The sequence below is a fragment of the Duncaniella sp. C9 genome, from assembly GCF_004803935.1.
Taxonomy (GTDB): domain Bacteria; phylum Bacteroidota; class Bacteroidia; order Bacteroidales; family Muribaculaceae; genus Duncaniella; species Duncaniella muris.
The window spans coordinates 180,964-196,928 of sequence record NZ_CP039547.1; the positions used below are offsets into that span (position 1 = coordinate 180,964).

General features: G+C 45.7%; 10 protein-coding genes. 6 read left to right on the plus strand and 4 right to left on the minus strand.

What is annotated here, in order from left to right:
* Positions 1–500 precede the first annotated feature (500 nt).
* Both E7745_RS00770 and E7745_RS00775 read right to left on the minus strand, forming a co-directional pair.
* Positions 501–989, minus strand: coding sequence for an Ig-like domain-containing protein (locus E7745_RS00770; RefSeq protein ID WP_136408093.1), 489 nt, complete (start codon positions 987–989; stop codon positions 501–503).
* Positions 986–3,817 carry a leucine-rich repeat domain-containing protein gene (locus E7745_RS00775; RefSeq protein ID WP_136408094.1) on the minus strand — a complete coding sequence of 944 codons (2,832 nt, stop codon included), beginning with the start codon at positions 3,815–3,817 and terminating at the stop codon, positions 986–988. The genes E7745_RS00770 and E7745_RS00775 overlap by 4 nt, the downstream gene beginning before the upstream one ends.
* A gap of 365 nt (positions 3,818–4,182) precedes the next feature.
* On the opposite strand from E7745_RS00775, the gene E7745_RS00780 reads away from it, so the two are divergent.
* From E7745_RS00780 to mobV, 6 genes are all read left to right on the plus strand, one after another.
* A complete protein-coding gene (locus E7745_RS00780) occupies positions 4,183–5,475 on the plus strand; it encodes a site-specific integrase (protein WP_124075690.1) in 1,293 nt (430 codons plus the stop codon).
* A gap of 265 nt (positions 5,476–5,740) precedes the next feature.
* Positions 5,741–6,886, plus strand: coding sequence for a hypothetical protein (locus tag E7745_RS00785; protein ID WP_124075691.1), 1,146 nt, complete (start codon positions 5,741–5,743; stop codon positions 6,884–6,886).
* 110 nt (positions 6,887–6,996) lie between these two features.
* On the plus strand, positions 6,997–7,698 hold the full coding sequence (locus E7745_RS00790; RefSeq protein ID WP_124075692.1) for an Abi family protein: 702 nt from the start codon (positions 6,997–6,999) through the stop codon (positions 7,696–7,698).
* 654 nt (positions 7,699–8,352) lie between these two features.
* Entirely contained in the window at positions 8,353–8,739 is a 387-nt protein-coding gene (locus tag E7745_RS00795; RefSeq protein WP_124075693.1) for a helix-turn-helix domain-containing protein, read from the plus strand.
* A complete protein-coding gene (locus E7745_RS00800; RefSeq protein ID WP_124075694.1) occupies positions 8,736–10,280 on the plus strand; it encodes a YfjI family protein in 1,545 nt (514 codons plus the stop codon). The genes E7745_RS00795 and E7745_RS00800 overlap by 4 nt, the downstream gene beginning before the upstream one ends.
* A 398-nt stretch (positions 10,281–10,678) precedes the next feature.
* On the plus strand, positions 10,679–12,028 hold the full coding sequence (gene mobV / locus E7745_RS00805; protein ID WP_124075695.1) for a MobV family relaxase: 1,350 nt from the start codon (positions 10,679–10,681) through the stop codon (positions 12,026–12,028).
* A 154-nt stretch (positions 12,029–12,182) separates the two neighbouring features.
* On the opposite strand, the gene E7745_RS00810 is transcribed toward mobV, so the two are convergent.
* Both E7745_RS00810 and E7745_RS00820 read right to left on the minus strand, forming a co-directional pair.
* Positions 12,183–13,520 carry a hypothetical protein gene (locus tag E7745_RS00810; protein ID WP_124075696.1) on the minus strand — a complete coding sequence of 446 codons (1,338 nt, stop codon included), beginning with the start codon at positions 13,518–13,520 and terminating at the stop codon, positions 12,183–12,185.
* A 794-nt stretch (positions 13,521–14,314) separates the two neighbouring features.
* Complete coding sequence (locus E7745_RS00820) at positions 14,315–15,538, minus strand: hypothetical protein (protein WP_124075697.1); 1,224 nt, start codon at positions 15,536–15,538, stop codon at positions 14,315–14,317.
* Between the last annotated feature and the right edge of the window lie 427 nt (positions 15,539–15,965).

The following is a 15,965-nucleotide window of genomic DNA, read 5'->3' on the forward strand; positions in this document are numbered from 1 at the left end:
CGAGAGGGATCGCAAACCCGTGACACCTGCGCTTTGCGCTCCGGTGTCACGGGCTACGAGTAAACTGATGTCCTGGCGGACATCACCACCCGGATTCTGTGCGACTCTATCCGGATTCTGAGCGCATCCATCCGGCCTCAGCACGCGAAGCGTGACCCGGACAGAACCCCAAGCCCTAACCAGTCCGAAAAGACGGACCTTGGAAGGCTCTGCGGTTAGCGGGTGTCCGGCAGGACACCGGTTTACTCGTAGCCCCCGACACCGCAGCGCTTTGCGCGTAGGTGTCGGGGGATTGAAAGACATTCAAACTATCGTGGTGTCCGGTCGAGGACACCGATTTACCGCCCCGGACGGCTGCGCAACGGCGCGTGTCCATCCGGAGCGGTAAATCGGACGGCTTTGCGTATGACGACATCCACAGAACAGAAACCGGGCCTTGAAAGCGCGTTGAATCCGCTTTCAAGGCCCGGTTTGTATGGTATGTGTGATCAGATTTCAGATCACTTCACAAGAACTTTGGTGACACTGCTGCCCCGGCGCACAATGTAGATGCCGGGGGCAAGGCCTTCAGTCGAATCGCCGAGTCTGATGCCGTTGATCGAATAGACTTCCACAGGACCGTCTACAACCACATCGGCCACCGGAACATCAATGCCCGACTCATCAGAGCCGTTGACGCCGTAGACAAGTTCAGGCCCGTCGGCATAGAGCGTAGAGGCGATGATGCGGCATCCACCCTCGTCAGCACCTTTGCGGACAGTCACAAGACCGTTGTTGTCAACGGTAGCGACAGCCGGATTGGTAGAGCGCCAGAAAATCTGAGGCAAGGTGGCATCTGCGGGCCACACCTTGGCCGACAGCTGGATGCGGTCGCCGGGCTCTCCGCTGATGCTTGTCTCTCCCTCGCCGTCTATGCGCCGGGCCACAGTCATCGAATAGCCTGTGAAACGGTCCCAGCAGGTATAAGCATCATAATAGGCATCAATCACATCCTGACCGCCCTGCAGATAGAGCTTCGCGCTGTAGTCGCTGAAGGCAGTGTAGGGCGCTGTCGGGGCTTCTGAGCGGTAATCGCCACAGATTCCACATTCGCGTTGCCAGCGAAAGCATTTTCGCCGATAGTCTCCACTCCGCAGCCGATAATCACTGATTTTAAATTATTGCCACTGAATGCATACGCACCGATAGAGCGCACAGATGATGGAATCACGACTTCAGACAAAAGTCCGACACTAAAAGCATTGGCTCCAATCGACTCCAGGCCGCTTCCTAATGTCAGATTTTCAACATTCCGACAAGCAATAGACGCATCATCAGGAATGGCCTTTACAAGGTTGCCTATGACAAGGGTCTTAAATCCGACTACTCCAATTTTACTGTCACCACCCCAGTCACGGCCTATATACATTGACTCTGCATTAGCTCTCGTATCCTGGTTGGGATAATGATAAGATCCAAAAATATCCGTCCCGAAAGATATCGGCTCAGTCGAATCTTCGATCCGGAATTCAGTCATAGATTTGCAGCCGGCAAACGCCTGGTTGCCGATAGTCATTACCGCTGCAGGAATGCTCACAGAGCGCAGACCTGAGGCATAAAACGCGTTTGCCCCAATGCTCTGCACGGACTCAGGAATGCTCACAGAGCGCAGACCTGAGGCATAAAACGCGTTTGCTCCAATGCTCTGCACGGACTCAGGAATCTCAAACGATTCAAGAACAGAACAGCCATTGAACAAACCGGAAGGAATCAGACCAATGCCCGGTCCGGCAATGACTTCTTTCAGAGCGCTGCAACCGCTGAATACATCAGAGTCAATGCGTTGCACAGTCGCAGGTATTTCAAACGATTCCAAAGCCGTGCAATCCTTGAAAGCACCACGGCAGATGATCTCAATCGAAGCACGCGGATTTATAGTCATCTCTTTCAGTTCGTAGCAAGCGCTGAATGCCTCCGGGCCAATCACCTTGACATAATAGCGGCGGGGATTGTCAGGATCTGACATATCTGTCACTCTCTCAGGGATAGTGGCCCCGGTTATGCTTTTTGACACAACACCGGCAAGTATGGCTGTCGGTTTCTCCGGATCGTCATTGACAAGTCTATATCTGAATATACCGTCATCAATGCTTGTGTTAGAGATATCGGCACCACCGGCATTTATGGATTTGAATTCCTTCCAGTCGGTTGAAATATAGTCAATAATCGTACCTTCAGGAATTTCAAGCACAGCATCGGAATATGTATTTGAATTCCATACCGAATATTCCATAAGCGGAGGCACAGGATTCAGCACCTTTATTTCTGTAATCTTACTGTCTATCGGATATTGATAACCCATATTGGTATATCCATAACAATAAAATGCATTATTCCCGATTGATTCCACTGACTTGCCAAGGCAGACAGAGGTCAATGCTCCACAACTTGAGAATGCCGATTCTCCGATTGTCCTGACAGAATCAGGGATGACAAGCGAAGTCAGACTACTACAGTCTGAGAACGCAGATTTTTCAATTGTTTCTACCGATTCGCCGATTTTCAACGATTCCAGTTTTGTACAGCTTGAGAACGCAGATTCTCCGATTGTCCTGACAGCATCAGGGATAACAAGCGAAGTCAGACTACTGCAACCTGAGAACGCACTAATTCCGATTGTTTCTACCGATTTGCCGATATTTAACGATACAAGATTATTACATCCTGAAAATACACTGTCGGCAATTGATTTTATACTATCTCCGATTGAAAGTGATTTTAGAGTCGTCTTGTTATCCTTAAACGGAAAAGGCATATTCCCTGTCTCCAGATTTCTACCATAGTGCAGCTTTTCTAATGGGGAGGTACTAAAATCGAGCTCTTTAGAATAATTACCAACCCATACCAAAGGAGTTTCTCCATCTTGAATAGTCAGCTCTTTCAGGCTGCTACAGCCTCTAAACGTATAACTCTCAATTGTTGTGACCGTATTCGGTATAGTCATTGATGTCAGGCCGCTGCAGTTATAAAACGCATAGCTCCCAATTGTTGTAACTGAACTCGGTATAGCTATTGACGTCAGGCCACTACAGCCGTAGAACGCATATTTCCCAATTGTTGTGGCTCCACTCGGTATAGTTATTGATGTCAGGCCGCTGCAGCCCAAAAACGCACTACTCCCAATTGTTTGAACTGAATTTGGAATTGTTATTGACGTCAGGCCGCTGCAGCCGGAGAACGCATGGTCCCCAATTGTTGTGACTCCACTCGGTATAGTTATTGATGTCAGGCCACTACATCCGGAGAACATATAGTCTCCAATTTTTGTGATTCTGCTCGGTATAGTTATTGATGTCAGGCCACTACATCCGGAAAACGCATAGTCCATAATGGTTGTGACTGATTCCGGAAGAGTTATCCCACCATTTTTGCATGGTAGACACAACCATACAACTGACATATCTTTTGAATAGACAATGTCATCCACACATATCAGGTTCGGATTATCTTCATCAATAATGAATTCTTTCAAATTACTGCATTCTGAAAATGCTTGGCCTCCGATTAATTCAACTGACTTGCCAATTTTTAAAGATGTCAAGCCATAGCAACCATAGAAAGCTCTATCCATTACATTTACAACCGAGTTCGGGATATCTATTGAAGTCAGACTCGTGCAACTCTCAAACGCACTCGGCCCTATATATTCAACTGATTCCCCGAATTCAACAGAGGAAAGTCTGAGACTTGCATAAAATGCTTCACGACTAATAGATTTAAGAGTATTCGGCAAACGTATAGATGAAATATAACTACCTACGAAAGCGCTGTTTATCATATCATTTACTATATACGGTTTCCCATAGCCATAAATAGTATCAGGAATTACCACATCCCCATTTGCGCTACGATTTTCATATACTACTGCAGTTCCCGGAAGTCCGTCTGCCGGCTCACTTGAAGCATAATATTGGAAGGTGTCGCTTTAATGGTATAATTTCAGCGAAAAAGAATAGAACGTAATCATGTTATTGGTCAGTGATTTAGTATTTTTTGAATCTTTGGTATTTTTCGTTGTTTTGTATTGTTTTTCGCATTCAGTACAACTTTAGTACGCCCCTGAATGTTAAGGAGTGTGTAGTACACCTTTTGTGTTTCAGAGGTTTGACATACCTTTGCCGACACGACAAAAAACATTTAGATATGCCAAGACTCAAAAACCTCTCGAAACAGAACCCGAAGCTGCTTCAAAAGACGCTTCAGGATGGTCGTGCGAGTCTGTATCTTGAATACTATCTCGGACGACATGAAACTCCGGTGCTTGACGAAGACGGCAACCCCGTTTTATACACTGAGGGCGCAATGGCTGGAAAGCCTAAATACAAGATTACCCACAACCGCAAGAAGGAGAGTCTTAATCTCTACCTTTGGCTCAATCCCCGAAATCAGCAGGAACGGTTGCAGAACCGGAATACTTTGGCTCTCGCTGAGAAAATAAGGTTTGAACGTGAGCAGGAGTTTCTTGAAGATCGAGAGGGTTACCGTTTGCAAAAGGAAAAGGAACCGAATTTTCACGATTTCTTCCGCAGGATTTATTCGGAGGAGGCAACGATAACCAAATCGGCCAAGCTTGCATTCCGGCTTATCCATAACCGCTTTATCAAATATCTCAATTCGATACCCCGATTCCAACGGTATGCCACGTTCATACGTTTTGAGAATGTATCGAATGAGATTGCTGTCGGATTTGCCGAATGGCTGAAAGGGATATGCGCCGGAGAGGGTGCCCGAAAGTCTTTCTTCTATTTCAAGAAAGCCTGTGCAATGGCGATAGAGGAAGGAATGATGAAGAAGGACCCTTGCAAGGGTATCGTCATCAGATGTGACACTAATGTGCTGACAAAGGATATTCTCACCAAGGAGGAAATCGAACGACTGTTGCTTACCCGATACAAACAGGAACGCCCCGATATTCAGAGAGCCTTTGTTTTCTCGCTGTACACTGGAATCCGATTTTGCGATATAGTCCGGCTGACTTATTCAAATGTGGATTTTAGTTCCCGCACACTTCGTTTCAATCAGGTCAAGAGCGAAGGGCGAAGCGCACACAGTGCGGTTGTCATGCCATTGAGCGATGACCTTATGGAGATAATCGGATTCCCGCGTGATCCGGAGATAATGTCAGAGAAAATTTTTCCACTGCCACATAATTCCATTTGCCGTAAGCATCTCAAGGAATGGGTCAGGCAGGCCGGGATAAACAAACGCATAACCTGGCACTGTGCCCGCCATAGTTTTGCGGTAAATGTACTGAGTGCCGGAGCGAACATCAAGACTGTATCATCTTTGCTCGGACACGCCAGCATAAAGATGACAGAGAAGTATCTTCATGTAATTGACAATCAGAAGAAGGATGCGATGAACAGTCTCGGAAGAATATCATTTCGGCGTGATGACATATTCTCCCGCGAATCCTCCTCGGATGTTGAAGATTGACAGTTCATACCCCGTGGCATTCTTGACACTTTGGCTCTTTCGCTTGTTATAGAGTTGTATAGGCGGTCAAAAATGACTACCTTTGCAATAAGATTCAACGTCATAATGTTTTTGTTTCATTTTTGACGTGGATTAGTGGTTGGACATCGGGAGGGAAACCCGATGTCCTTTTATTCTAATTCTGAATTAGAATTTCCCAAAGTTGTAAATATCATTGAAATTTATTATCTTTGCTCCTTAAATCAACTCATACTCAACAACTAATATGAAATCAAATAAAATCATATTTTTTCTTGGTGCTGGTTTCTCTAAGGATGCCGGAGGTCCCATTCAAAATGAGATTATCCAAAATATCCTTAGTTCGGATTTTTATGAACATTTTTCAGATAATGAGGATGTAGTAAAATCCATTGATGAGTTTAAGGAGTTTCTTAGAAAAGAATTGTTGTTATCAGACGAAATGTTTTCTAAAATTGCGTTAGAAGACGTTTTTACGCCCATTGACAGATGTATTTCACAAGGTTTGTCGTTAGGTTCATATTCTGCAAAAAGTTTAATGGATCTAAGAGAAAAGCTACATCTGTTAATGGCTCGCTCCATTCAATACGGTGTTGATTTTCGAGGTCATAATAAAACCTATATCACAAAATTCGCTGATTATATCAATTCCATCGCAAAACAAAGAATTGCAAATCCGGAATTGGATGGCATAGGAATAATCACAACAAATTGGGATATTTTGTTAGACAATAGTCTGTATGATTTAACAAGTCATGAATCTCAAATTCTCTGTGAAGGGGATACTCTACATGGCCCAATTTCAGTTGTGGATTACTGCTGTTACATCAGTTCATTAGATAATGATCCATTTATCAAACCCGGATTGTTAGCGTTGGGTAGAAATGGATATAACATAAAATATCTCAAACTTCATGGTTCTATGAATTGGCTACACTGCCCCCTATGCCAAAGAATGTATGTAAAGTTCGGGGAAAAGACAATGTTTGAGACTACATACTGTAAATATTGTAAGTCTAATTATAACCTTGGGAACAAAGCAGCTTCTATTAGACTTAGAGGTAACCTCATCTTACCAACCTTTCTTAAAGATTTAAGCAATATTCAAATCCGACTTATATGGCAAAATGCAGGAATAGAGTTATCTGAAGCCACAAAAGTTGTTTTTATTGGGTATTCTCTTCCAGCCGCAGACTTTGAAATTCGTCAGTTACTATCTCGATTTATCCGGAAAGATGCTAAAATAGAAGTAGTGTTTCACCCGACAGCAAAAACAGAGGAAATCGATCGGTATAGAATATTTTTTGGAGATAGGCAATTTACCGAAAAGCGCATGACTGTAGGTGAATATGTTGATAGTCTATTTTCTGACACTCCATTGAAACCTAGATAAAACAAAACCCGATAGCTTGATATACAGGGGCTACCGGGATTCAACACTGCAAAGGTAGTGCTTTTTATCTTAAAAACAAAACATTACTCCAAAAAGATTAAGATTTTCTGATGAAATACGCAGATTTTGAGAAAATAATGTCCTCCAAAAGGATGGAGCGGTATCTGACAGCCTGCGGTGGCGACACCCGTAAGGCTATGACGCTCTATCGCTACAATCTACAGATTTCACAGGAAATGTTTACTATTGTGAGTTGCTTCGAGGTTGCACTGCGTAATGCGATTGATAGTAAACTTACTGATAATCTTGGTGAGGATTGGCTCAGAGATTCAATTATGCCAGACGGAGTATTTACTGAACCGATTTTGAGGAAGACGCGTGATATTATCGCCTTTGCCCATCGTAAACTGATACAATCCCATTCATATAGCCATCCCAAACTATTGGCTGAAATGGAATTTGGCATCTGGAAGTATATGTTCTCGCCGATACAGTATAGAGTGACCGGGCGTAATCTTCTCACTATATTTCCCAATAAGCCCCGGTCATCAAGGGAGATGCAGTATAATCAGACTTACATTTTCAATGAGCTTGATAAGGTCAACTCCTTGCGAAACCGTATTGCTCACCACGAAACCATATGCTTTGCCACAAACACGTCAACAATAGATACCTCCTATGTGATAAACATATATTCCAAGATAAAGACATTGTTTTCGTGGATGGATATTGACAGCAATTCGCTCTTATATGGGTTAGATCATATAAACCGTGTCTGTGCTCAGATCAATCAGTTAAAAGCAGGAATTTGACCCGTCAAAATCAGCTCCATAACGCATATTCGCCCTCGGAGCCTCCAAAAATTTGGATATTTCGTAACTGTTTTGTAGCTTAGCCGCCGAAATAAGAATCAAGCAGGAATTATGAAAGACACACGTCAGCCAATGTAAGACCAATATCGGACATGGCTGAACAATTTCATTTTTCTTTTGTTAGGAAGTTATCAAAAGTTAGGTGGCAGTAGCCCTAACCCCTCGCGACATTGCGAAGCACTGACCCTGACGGGGCGGTGACGATTGTCGTACCCCTGCCACACCTCCTTGCGAAGGGGTGACATTGATGGATTAAAACTTTTTACGAGACCTCGCCAAAGGCACGTCAGCACAGACGCATCGGCAAGGCCCCGCTTTTTTATTGTCCGTCCGGAAGGGCAGTAAAGGTAAACAATTCAGCGATGTTCACTTTCTCGCATATCTCATGGACGCAAGTCCAATACTATTTTGCAGTGTCTGCCGGCCTTTTAATCCTCCGGGTGTAGTCATCGGGCCGGTGTGACGCAATAACTATGACCTGACGACACCCGCCTACCCGTATGTTGAGCATACAGCATATCACTTATCATCTGAAAACTGATGCGTGAGAAAAAACAAAACAATCCACAACCCACTAATCCACTTTTCCTAAAAATGCAAAACATTACTGATTTCCTGAATCTTCCTTTCATCGAGGTTCTGAAACTCGTCATGAAAGGAGCGGTCGAGGATTACCTCACCGAATCGGGAGTGATGGCAGCACTTGCCGCCATTCCCGCAAAAGCGACGAAAAAAGACAATGAAGGCCTTAACGCCGAAGAAGCTCTTGACTTTCTCAACGCCAACGGCTATCCCATCAAGAAAGGGCAGCTCTACAAAGAGACAAGCGCGAACACCATTCCACACAAGAAGTTTGGAAACAAACTTCATTTCAAGGCACAGGAACTGCTTGCATGGGCTGAGAGCAAACTCATTGACGGCAACGCCGTAGGCGTACTTGGCTCCAATGACAAGCCGAAGAAGAAAGGAGGCTGCCGATGAAAAATGAAACGACATCATCAGCAAAGGCTACTCCCAAGCCTAAGGCCGGCGAGAAAAAGGCAACCGTAAAGAAGAAAGCCGACAGCAATCCCGACACACCTGCAATCAAGTGTACGGAAGTGACTTGTCAGACAAATGAACAGGTGACAAATCACACTCCTGACCAACTGACCAATCAGTCAGTACCGCCGGTACCGACTGACGGCTTGATTGCAGAGCAACCGACTGCGCAGAGTATCAGCGGTTTCCCCATTGACGTCCTGCCTGCAAAGTTGCAGGGGATAATCAACGAGGCAAATGCCACCCTCGGATTTCCTAAGGACTACATCGCAGGCTCCATGTTGACGGCTATGGCTGCGGTAATCGGCAACACCCATTCAGCCGAGGCTATGTCAGGGTGGAAAGAGTATGTCATTCTTTTCGTTGCCCTTGTCGGATGCCCCGGTGTGTGCAAGAGCCACCCGCTCAGTTATCTAATGCAGCCTCTCATCGACCATGATGCCGAGAAAGCGGCTCAGTTTACCGAGGAGTTGAAACGCTACAATGCGGCGATGGAGCTGCCACCGAAAGAAAGGGTCGCCAACGGTTACGAACTCAACCCGGTCGAACCCCGTCGGGTGCGCTTTATGATGCAGGACGTGACCAACGAGGCGGTACACCGTATTCTCTCGGAGAACCCCCGTGGACTGATACTGATGTATGACGAGCTTGCGGGTTGGGTCAAGAATTTCAACCGCTACAACAGCGGCTCGGAATCGGAGTTCTGGATGTCGGTGTTCAACCACAAGGTTGCCATGTCCGACCGCAAGAGCAGTCAGAGCGGTGTGTTTATCCGCAACCCGTTCCTTTGCGTCATCGGGACGATACAGCCGAAGGTGCTTACCGATCTTGCGGCGAACAACCGCAACGCCAACGGTTTCATGGAGCGCATACTCTATGTGTTCCCCGCCGACCAGACAAAACCGAAATGGGACCGCACCCGCCGACTGCCGTCATTCGACATCGCGGCCGCATGGCGTGAAATCCTGTCAAGGCTTATCGGGATAGTGCCGACGGTTGACAGTAGCGGAGAGATAATCCCCGATGATGTTCCTTTCTCGCCGGACGCGCTCGACCGCCTCTATCAGTGGCAGAACGAGCAGACCGACCGTTGCAACGCCGACGGAAGCGACACCCTGACCTCCATCGCAAGCAAACTCGAAATCTACGCTATCAGATTTTCTCTTTTGCTCGCTCTCGCCGACTGGGCGTGTGGCGGTGAGAAGAAACTGATTGATGTGGACACGGTGGAGAGGTCGATACGCCTTGCCGAGTATTTCCGCTCGACCGCATCGAAGGTGCAGGGCATCATCAGCGAGGACGCACTGACCGAGTTGCAGCTTGCCGTTCTCTCGGAGTTGCCCGACAGTTTCACCACTGCCGAAGGTGTGGCGATAGCCGGAAAATGCGGTATGCCGGAGCGCAGCTTCAAGCGGTTCCTGAAGGACAGGAAAGGCGTGCTTTTCATCCGTAACACTTACGGAAACTACACCAAGTTATAAACATTCACCCCTTGGCATTTTTGGCACTCTGGCATTTCTGACGGAGATGCCTACCCATCCCGTCTGTGCCAGAATGTCAATTGTGCCAAGGGTAAAATCAAAAACTGAAATCCCGTGAAACATTCTTTTTTCGTTGCAAAATCCATTGCAGTCATTGCAATGGTTATATCGGTGTACCACTGCTATGGCAGTGCAGTACCATCTGTGCAGTGGCGGCACGGAAATTACGCCATCCGGAAATTCCTTAGCTCATTAGGGAATTTTCCGAGCCGCATATCGTTCCGATACGCTGAAAATGTCCCTACTGAGCCAAAGGGGACATCCCCTTTGAAAACCCCGATACGGCTTAATGAGAAGCCGTACACTCCGATTGTTCCACAAAATAAACACGCTTGCCTATGAGTTACGCCGTACTCCACATAATGAAGGCAAGCGGTTCATGCACCGCCATCGCCCGACACATCGAGCGAAGCACCCAGCCCGACAATGCCCACCCCGAACTGCGCCATCTCAACCGTGATGATTTCATCAAATATCCCGATGGTGTTGACGGTCTGGGCGAGGCAATCCAGCATCGACTTGACCATGCCGGACTGACACGGAAGATTGGCAAGAACCAGGTGCTTGCCCTCAACGTCCTGCTGTCATCCGACGGCGATGCACTGCGACGTTTAGCCGATGAAGGTAGGCTCGACGATTGGGCGGAGTCAAGTGTCCGCTGGGCAAAGGAAACATTCGGAGAAGAAAATGTAGTCGGCGCACACCTCCACATGGACGAGCAGACACCGCACCTTCATGTCACGGTCGTGCCGATAGTCACCACCGAGAGAAAGAAAAAGGCGAGCGAAGCGAAAGCCCGGAAGCGTTACCGTACCAAGTCGGGCAACGCTCCCAGATTGAGTGCCGACAGCATTATGACCCGTGAAAACCTCACGCACTTTCAGGACACCTATGCCGAGGCAATGGAACGATTCGGGCTGGAACGTGGCATCCGTGGCTCCGAAGCCCGCCACGTTGACCAGCACGAATATTACCGTAAATGCCAAATCAAGAAAAAGGATCTGGAGCAGGATGTGGTGACTCTTACCACCGAGAAAGAGCAGCTTGATACCGAAACCCAATCTTTGGAGAAACGTAAGGCTGAACTCGAAATGGGCAACCGCTGGATTGAAAAGACAATCATCGAATCCAAGGCCGCAAACAAGCAGCTGACCGACGAGAACGCTCAACTTGCCAAGGATAAGAAATTGCTTGTTGAGTATAATTCGACACTGAAAGAGACTGTCGTTGGAATGATTGAAGAATACAAAGGTCTTGAAACATCGAAAGAAAAGCTCTCAAAGGAAGTATCGGCTCTTGAAGCGTACAAAATGTCAGTTGCTTATGATTCCGACTATGCCGAATATAAGGCTGACATTGAGAAATACTTTCCAGATGTACCCGACCTGCTTATTTGGGCAAGATACTGCAAGCATATCGGATTTCCGGATAGTTTTACTCAAAGAATAATCGCTCAACAATCTGTTCCTTTCCAAGGATCGTTGTACTCACCCGAACATAGTCAAAGATTCTCCACCGAACACTCAGAGGCGAAACTTGAACGTGATCCTGATAAGAAACACTGTTTCATCCTGAAGATTGACGGCGTCAGTGTCTTTCAGTGGTTCCGCGACATGGCTCGCAAACTCATTGAAAGGATGGGCTTCCGACAACCCGAACCCAAACAGCGCGGCGGAATCCGACGATGACTGTAAATTCCAAGTGATAGAATAATAAGTGAGCTTCGGATCCACCAATTAGGTGGTGCCGAAGCTCACTGTATGAGTTAGGGATTAAAGCCTTACGGTCAAGATCATAGGCTCGATACACGAAAGCGCGGTGGCGATGCCACAACTCCAAAAATCAATTATTGTCGGATATTTGCTTATTATATTCTTCTTTAATTGCTTTCGTGCTTTTTGAAAAGAGTTTTGATAATAAAACAAATGGACGAACTATCCAATATAATAAACTGTGCTTAGATTTAGGTTTGGATTCCCTAGGAGTAGGCTGCGTATAACTCTTGATATAAAACCTGTTAGTAGGTATTATCAATAAGAGGAAATATGCCCCATAGCACAAAACGGATGTGGCAGCATATTCATCATTTATAAAAGCAGCAAAACGGTATTGATATATCTCCGTAATATGTTCGTGATTTATAGAGCAAAAGGCTGCAATAAAACTAATACCAAGAATTGTAAATGTTATGAAATTGACAATTGAAAAAAACTTAGTAATCTTTACTGCTTTGATATTTACATTGCCTATATTGCGATAATAACGGAGCGCAAAACAAATTGCCCCTACTATACAAAGTAAATATAGTGCGATGAAAATAGCACATTTTATTTTTAGATTTCTATTATATTGAGATTCCTGTTCCTGCCATTCTTTATAAGAATGTAGGTCTAATTCCTTTGCGATATTGAGAAATTCAGCATCTAAAAAGTCAAAAGTATTGGATTTTGCAGGCCGTTCTACTTTCTCATCAACATAAAAGTTTAGTTCATATGCACGATTATTAGCAAAGATAGTTATATGCTTCTTAAATATAGGAGGATAATCGTCACCCACAGAAACCGTCATATAGACAGGTGTTTCAATTGCTAAATTAGGAGAAAAATTCTCAGAATGTTTATAAAAAGATGAATCAGATACTAAAGCGTCAATATAATACTGATAAATCGATTTTCCATTTTCCTGTGAATCAATAATTTCAGAGTCCAAATCATAAACGCGAAGAATGATTCCCCTACCATACAATTCAGAATTGCTATCAGAATTATAAGTATGAATGGAACTTAAAATACGTGAGTATGGAGTGTGCGGTTCTTCATTTGGAAGTTCCTCCCAATTGCGCCCCAATAGCAATGGCGTATGAATTGTTTTCCATCTATCATAAACTTCAGTCTTATCTCGAATATCACCTATGCGTAAATTAGAGTAATGGCCATATGGGAAATACCAACCCTTATACTGACCATACATTGGTCGGTAAAATCTTTGGCGGTTGAAATCAGTAAAACTAACCATTGTAATAGCAACCGCAATCAAAAAAACGCAGTATATCCAAATAGTTCGAGCAATCCTCTTGTGAGAAGCGACATGAGGCTTAAAAGTTTTTTTTGAATTACGTAGCCAATCTATAAAAACATAGATCGCGTAAATAAGTAAGAATGAAACTAATGCTCCGAGCATAAAGGCAGAAAAATTATAATAGAAATGAGGGGAACAAAAAAATATACATTAGTCCCAGTCATTAAGGTTATACAAAAAAATTTCAAGGTCGGGTTCATAAAACATTGGGCGAGCCGGTGTTCTCGAAGTTATCGAAATCCACCCACATATCATGTTCGGTGTACCCGTTGTATGTATCTAAGGCGTCGAGTTCGTCCACATTAAACTAAGGCTAAATTTTCATTAGCTCGTTGACTCAAGAGCCATTATAGATTACAAGAAAACGTGAGCCAACTATGCCACGTCTAAAATGAGGGTCGTAGGAAACCTTTGATACAGATGTAACAATAGCAGCCCACGCTATATGCGTGAGAACCACTATGCCATCTCTTGTATCAGGTTGAAAATTTCCTACGTTTTCATTTTACAAGATAGCATAACGCTTCTTATTTTCCAGAATGTCGTGAACTGACCGATGCCAATTCGACTGCAAAATTAACGATTTTTTCTCATTGCCTTGCTATTCAAAACCTCAAATTTGGAGTGATATTGCGAAAAAGAATCGAATTAAATATAACTAACATGCCTTAAAAATCCATAAATTAATTCTAATAATCTTCTCTTATTATCTCATTCAGTACCTATTTAGTACACCCCACAAATCGCAATATACTGATAATCAATCATTATATCCTAATATAATATCTAATGCCATCATATACAATAATTGCGCTTCTTGCCGACAAACCGGAAATTATTGTCAGCAATAGCAAAATTAACTTTTTCATATAACGTTTTTTGATTGTTTTTTATGTTTAAATTATTCCTGCCGATGACTTGCTGATCTGCTTGCGGCTGTTGTGGATGTGCAGCATGGCATCGATATTGTAGAACGACAATATGCGCAGAGTCTCGCAGTGCAGGCCGGACAGCAGGGGCTCGATCTGCGGCCAAAGATTGCGGAGCTGGGCTACAGTGGTTCGGGGAGTCACTCCAAGAGCCTTCAGTGCCTGCATGGCCTGCAGTCCGGGGGCCAGACGGCGCAGTATCTCCTGCATCTCCGGATCATGGTCAAGGTCGATCTGCCTAAGCGTAAAGACACCGGTCATCGGACTCCAGGCCTTTGATGAGAAATCGAACGAATAGACCTGATGGATCAACGGACTCTCATCGGTCGAGCCGAAAAGCTTTATGTAAACGTGGCCTGCACTGTCAATGCCGATCTCGTCAATCGAAGCCAATGTATAGGCCCACATTCCGTCGGGCAGACGGGTGAATCCGCGGGGATCTCTCCGATCCTCGGCCACATAGAAGAGTATGCGGTCGGTGATAGTTTCAATGACATCGTCAATCTCGGCTTTCCACGCATCCAACCAAGCTTTATGCGAGAGCAAGAGTCCGGTGGGAGAATTTCGTTCGAAGTCTTCAGCATTGTGGAAGATAGACCGCACCGCTTTCAGCGGGAAGGGTACGGTGGTGCCACCCTTGCGCGACTGGGTGACGAGACGCCCGCGGAATTTGCCGCGCACTGACTGCGGAGCTTTTCCAATGAAGGGGTCCACAGTCGTTTCACGCACCGATATCCAGTGGATTCCGGCAGGCACCGGCGCTATGCCCTGGGGCACCAGGGCGGATGCCGGCAGCTGCTGCAACTCGGCCTCTTCGGGGAGATCGCCGGAAGCGGCATCGGCTTCATCGTCAGCTTCATCATCTGCCATGAGCACTGCATCGGCGTAGTCACGGAAACGCCTTAGAGCGGTGAGGCGGTCGGCGAGTGTGCGTTGGTTTTCGCTGTCGGGCGATGATAATAAAACAGTCTCGATAATGCCGTCTATGAGGCTACGGGCGTATGACGGCGACGGATTTTCTTCAAGCTGTCCGCAGAGCCACTGAAGCAGGTCAGTGTCGGCCGGTAGCTCTTTCAAGCCTGCCGGACGGAGAGAGCGGATGCGCGACATGGTGCTGTCGGCACTCTGAGGCAACATGCGCCTGCACAGATAGTCTTTAAATCCAACTGCAGAAAAAAGATTGGTCGGCATAAAGATGTGTGTGATTGGTCTGATATATGTCCAGCCGACACCCCTGACGGGACTATGAGAAAACAAAAAGCATGGGTGCCGAACAATTGCTCGTCCCACCTCTTGAGGCTCTGGCATGTGCCCATCATAGTAAGACGAGCAATGTGCAGAGCCCACGCAAATATGCATGCATACGATAGACCAAAGGCAAGACCCCTCACAGGGTCACACCTCAGCCATCGGATGCCGATTACATATCCATGAGCATCTACCATTGCATCAGTCCTGACTATGATTTTGAAACTGCCAGATTTCAAGAGGTCAAGAACAGAAGCGCAAGTAAACGCTTTTTTCAGTATGTCCTTGCCCACGGCATGGCGCCGGAGCAAGACTGCCTCCCTCCCGCATGACCCACACGCGCGGGCTCTGCTAAGAAGTTGTATTCAAA

Coding starts and splice junctions, on each gene's coding strand:
- E7745_RS00780 (WP_124075690.1), top strand. CDS start 4,183: ATGCCAAGACTCAAAAACCTCTCGAAACAGAACCCGAAGCTGCTTCAA.
- E7745_RS00775 (WP_136408094.1), bottom strand. CDS start 3,817: ATGATAAACAGCGCTTTCGTAGGTAGTTATATTTCATCTATACGTTTG.
- E7745_RS00790 (WP_124075692.1), top strand. CDS start 6,997: ATGAAATACGCAGATTTTGAGAAAATAATGTCCTCCAAAAGGATGGAG.
- E7745_RS00820 (WP_124075697.1), bottom strand. CDS start 15,538: ATGCCGACCAATCTTTTTTCTGCAGTTGGATTTAAAGACTATCTGTGC.
- E7745_RS00810 (WP_124075696.1), bottom strand. CDS start 13,520: ATGCTCGGAGCATTAGTTTCATTCTTACTTATTTACGCGATCTATGTT.
- E7745_RS00800 (WP_124075694.1), top strand. CDS start 8,736: ATGAAAAATGAAACGACATCATCAGCAAAGGCTACTCCCAAGCCTAAG.
- E7745_RS00785 (WP_124075691.1), top strand. CDS start 5,741: ATGAAATCAAATAAAATCATATTTTTTCTTGGTGCTGGTTTCTCTAAG.
- mobV (WP_124075695.1), top strand. CDS start 10,679: ATGAGTTACGCCGTACTCCACATAATGAAGGCAAGCGGTTCATGCACC.
- E7745_RS00795 (WP_124075693.1), top strand. CDS start 8,353: ATGCAAAACATTACTGATTTCCTGAATCTTCCTTTCATCGAGGTTCTG.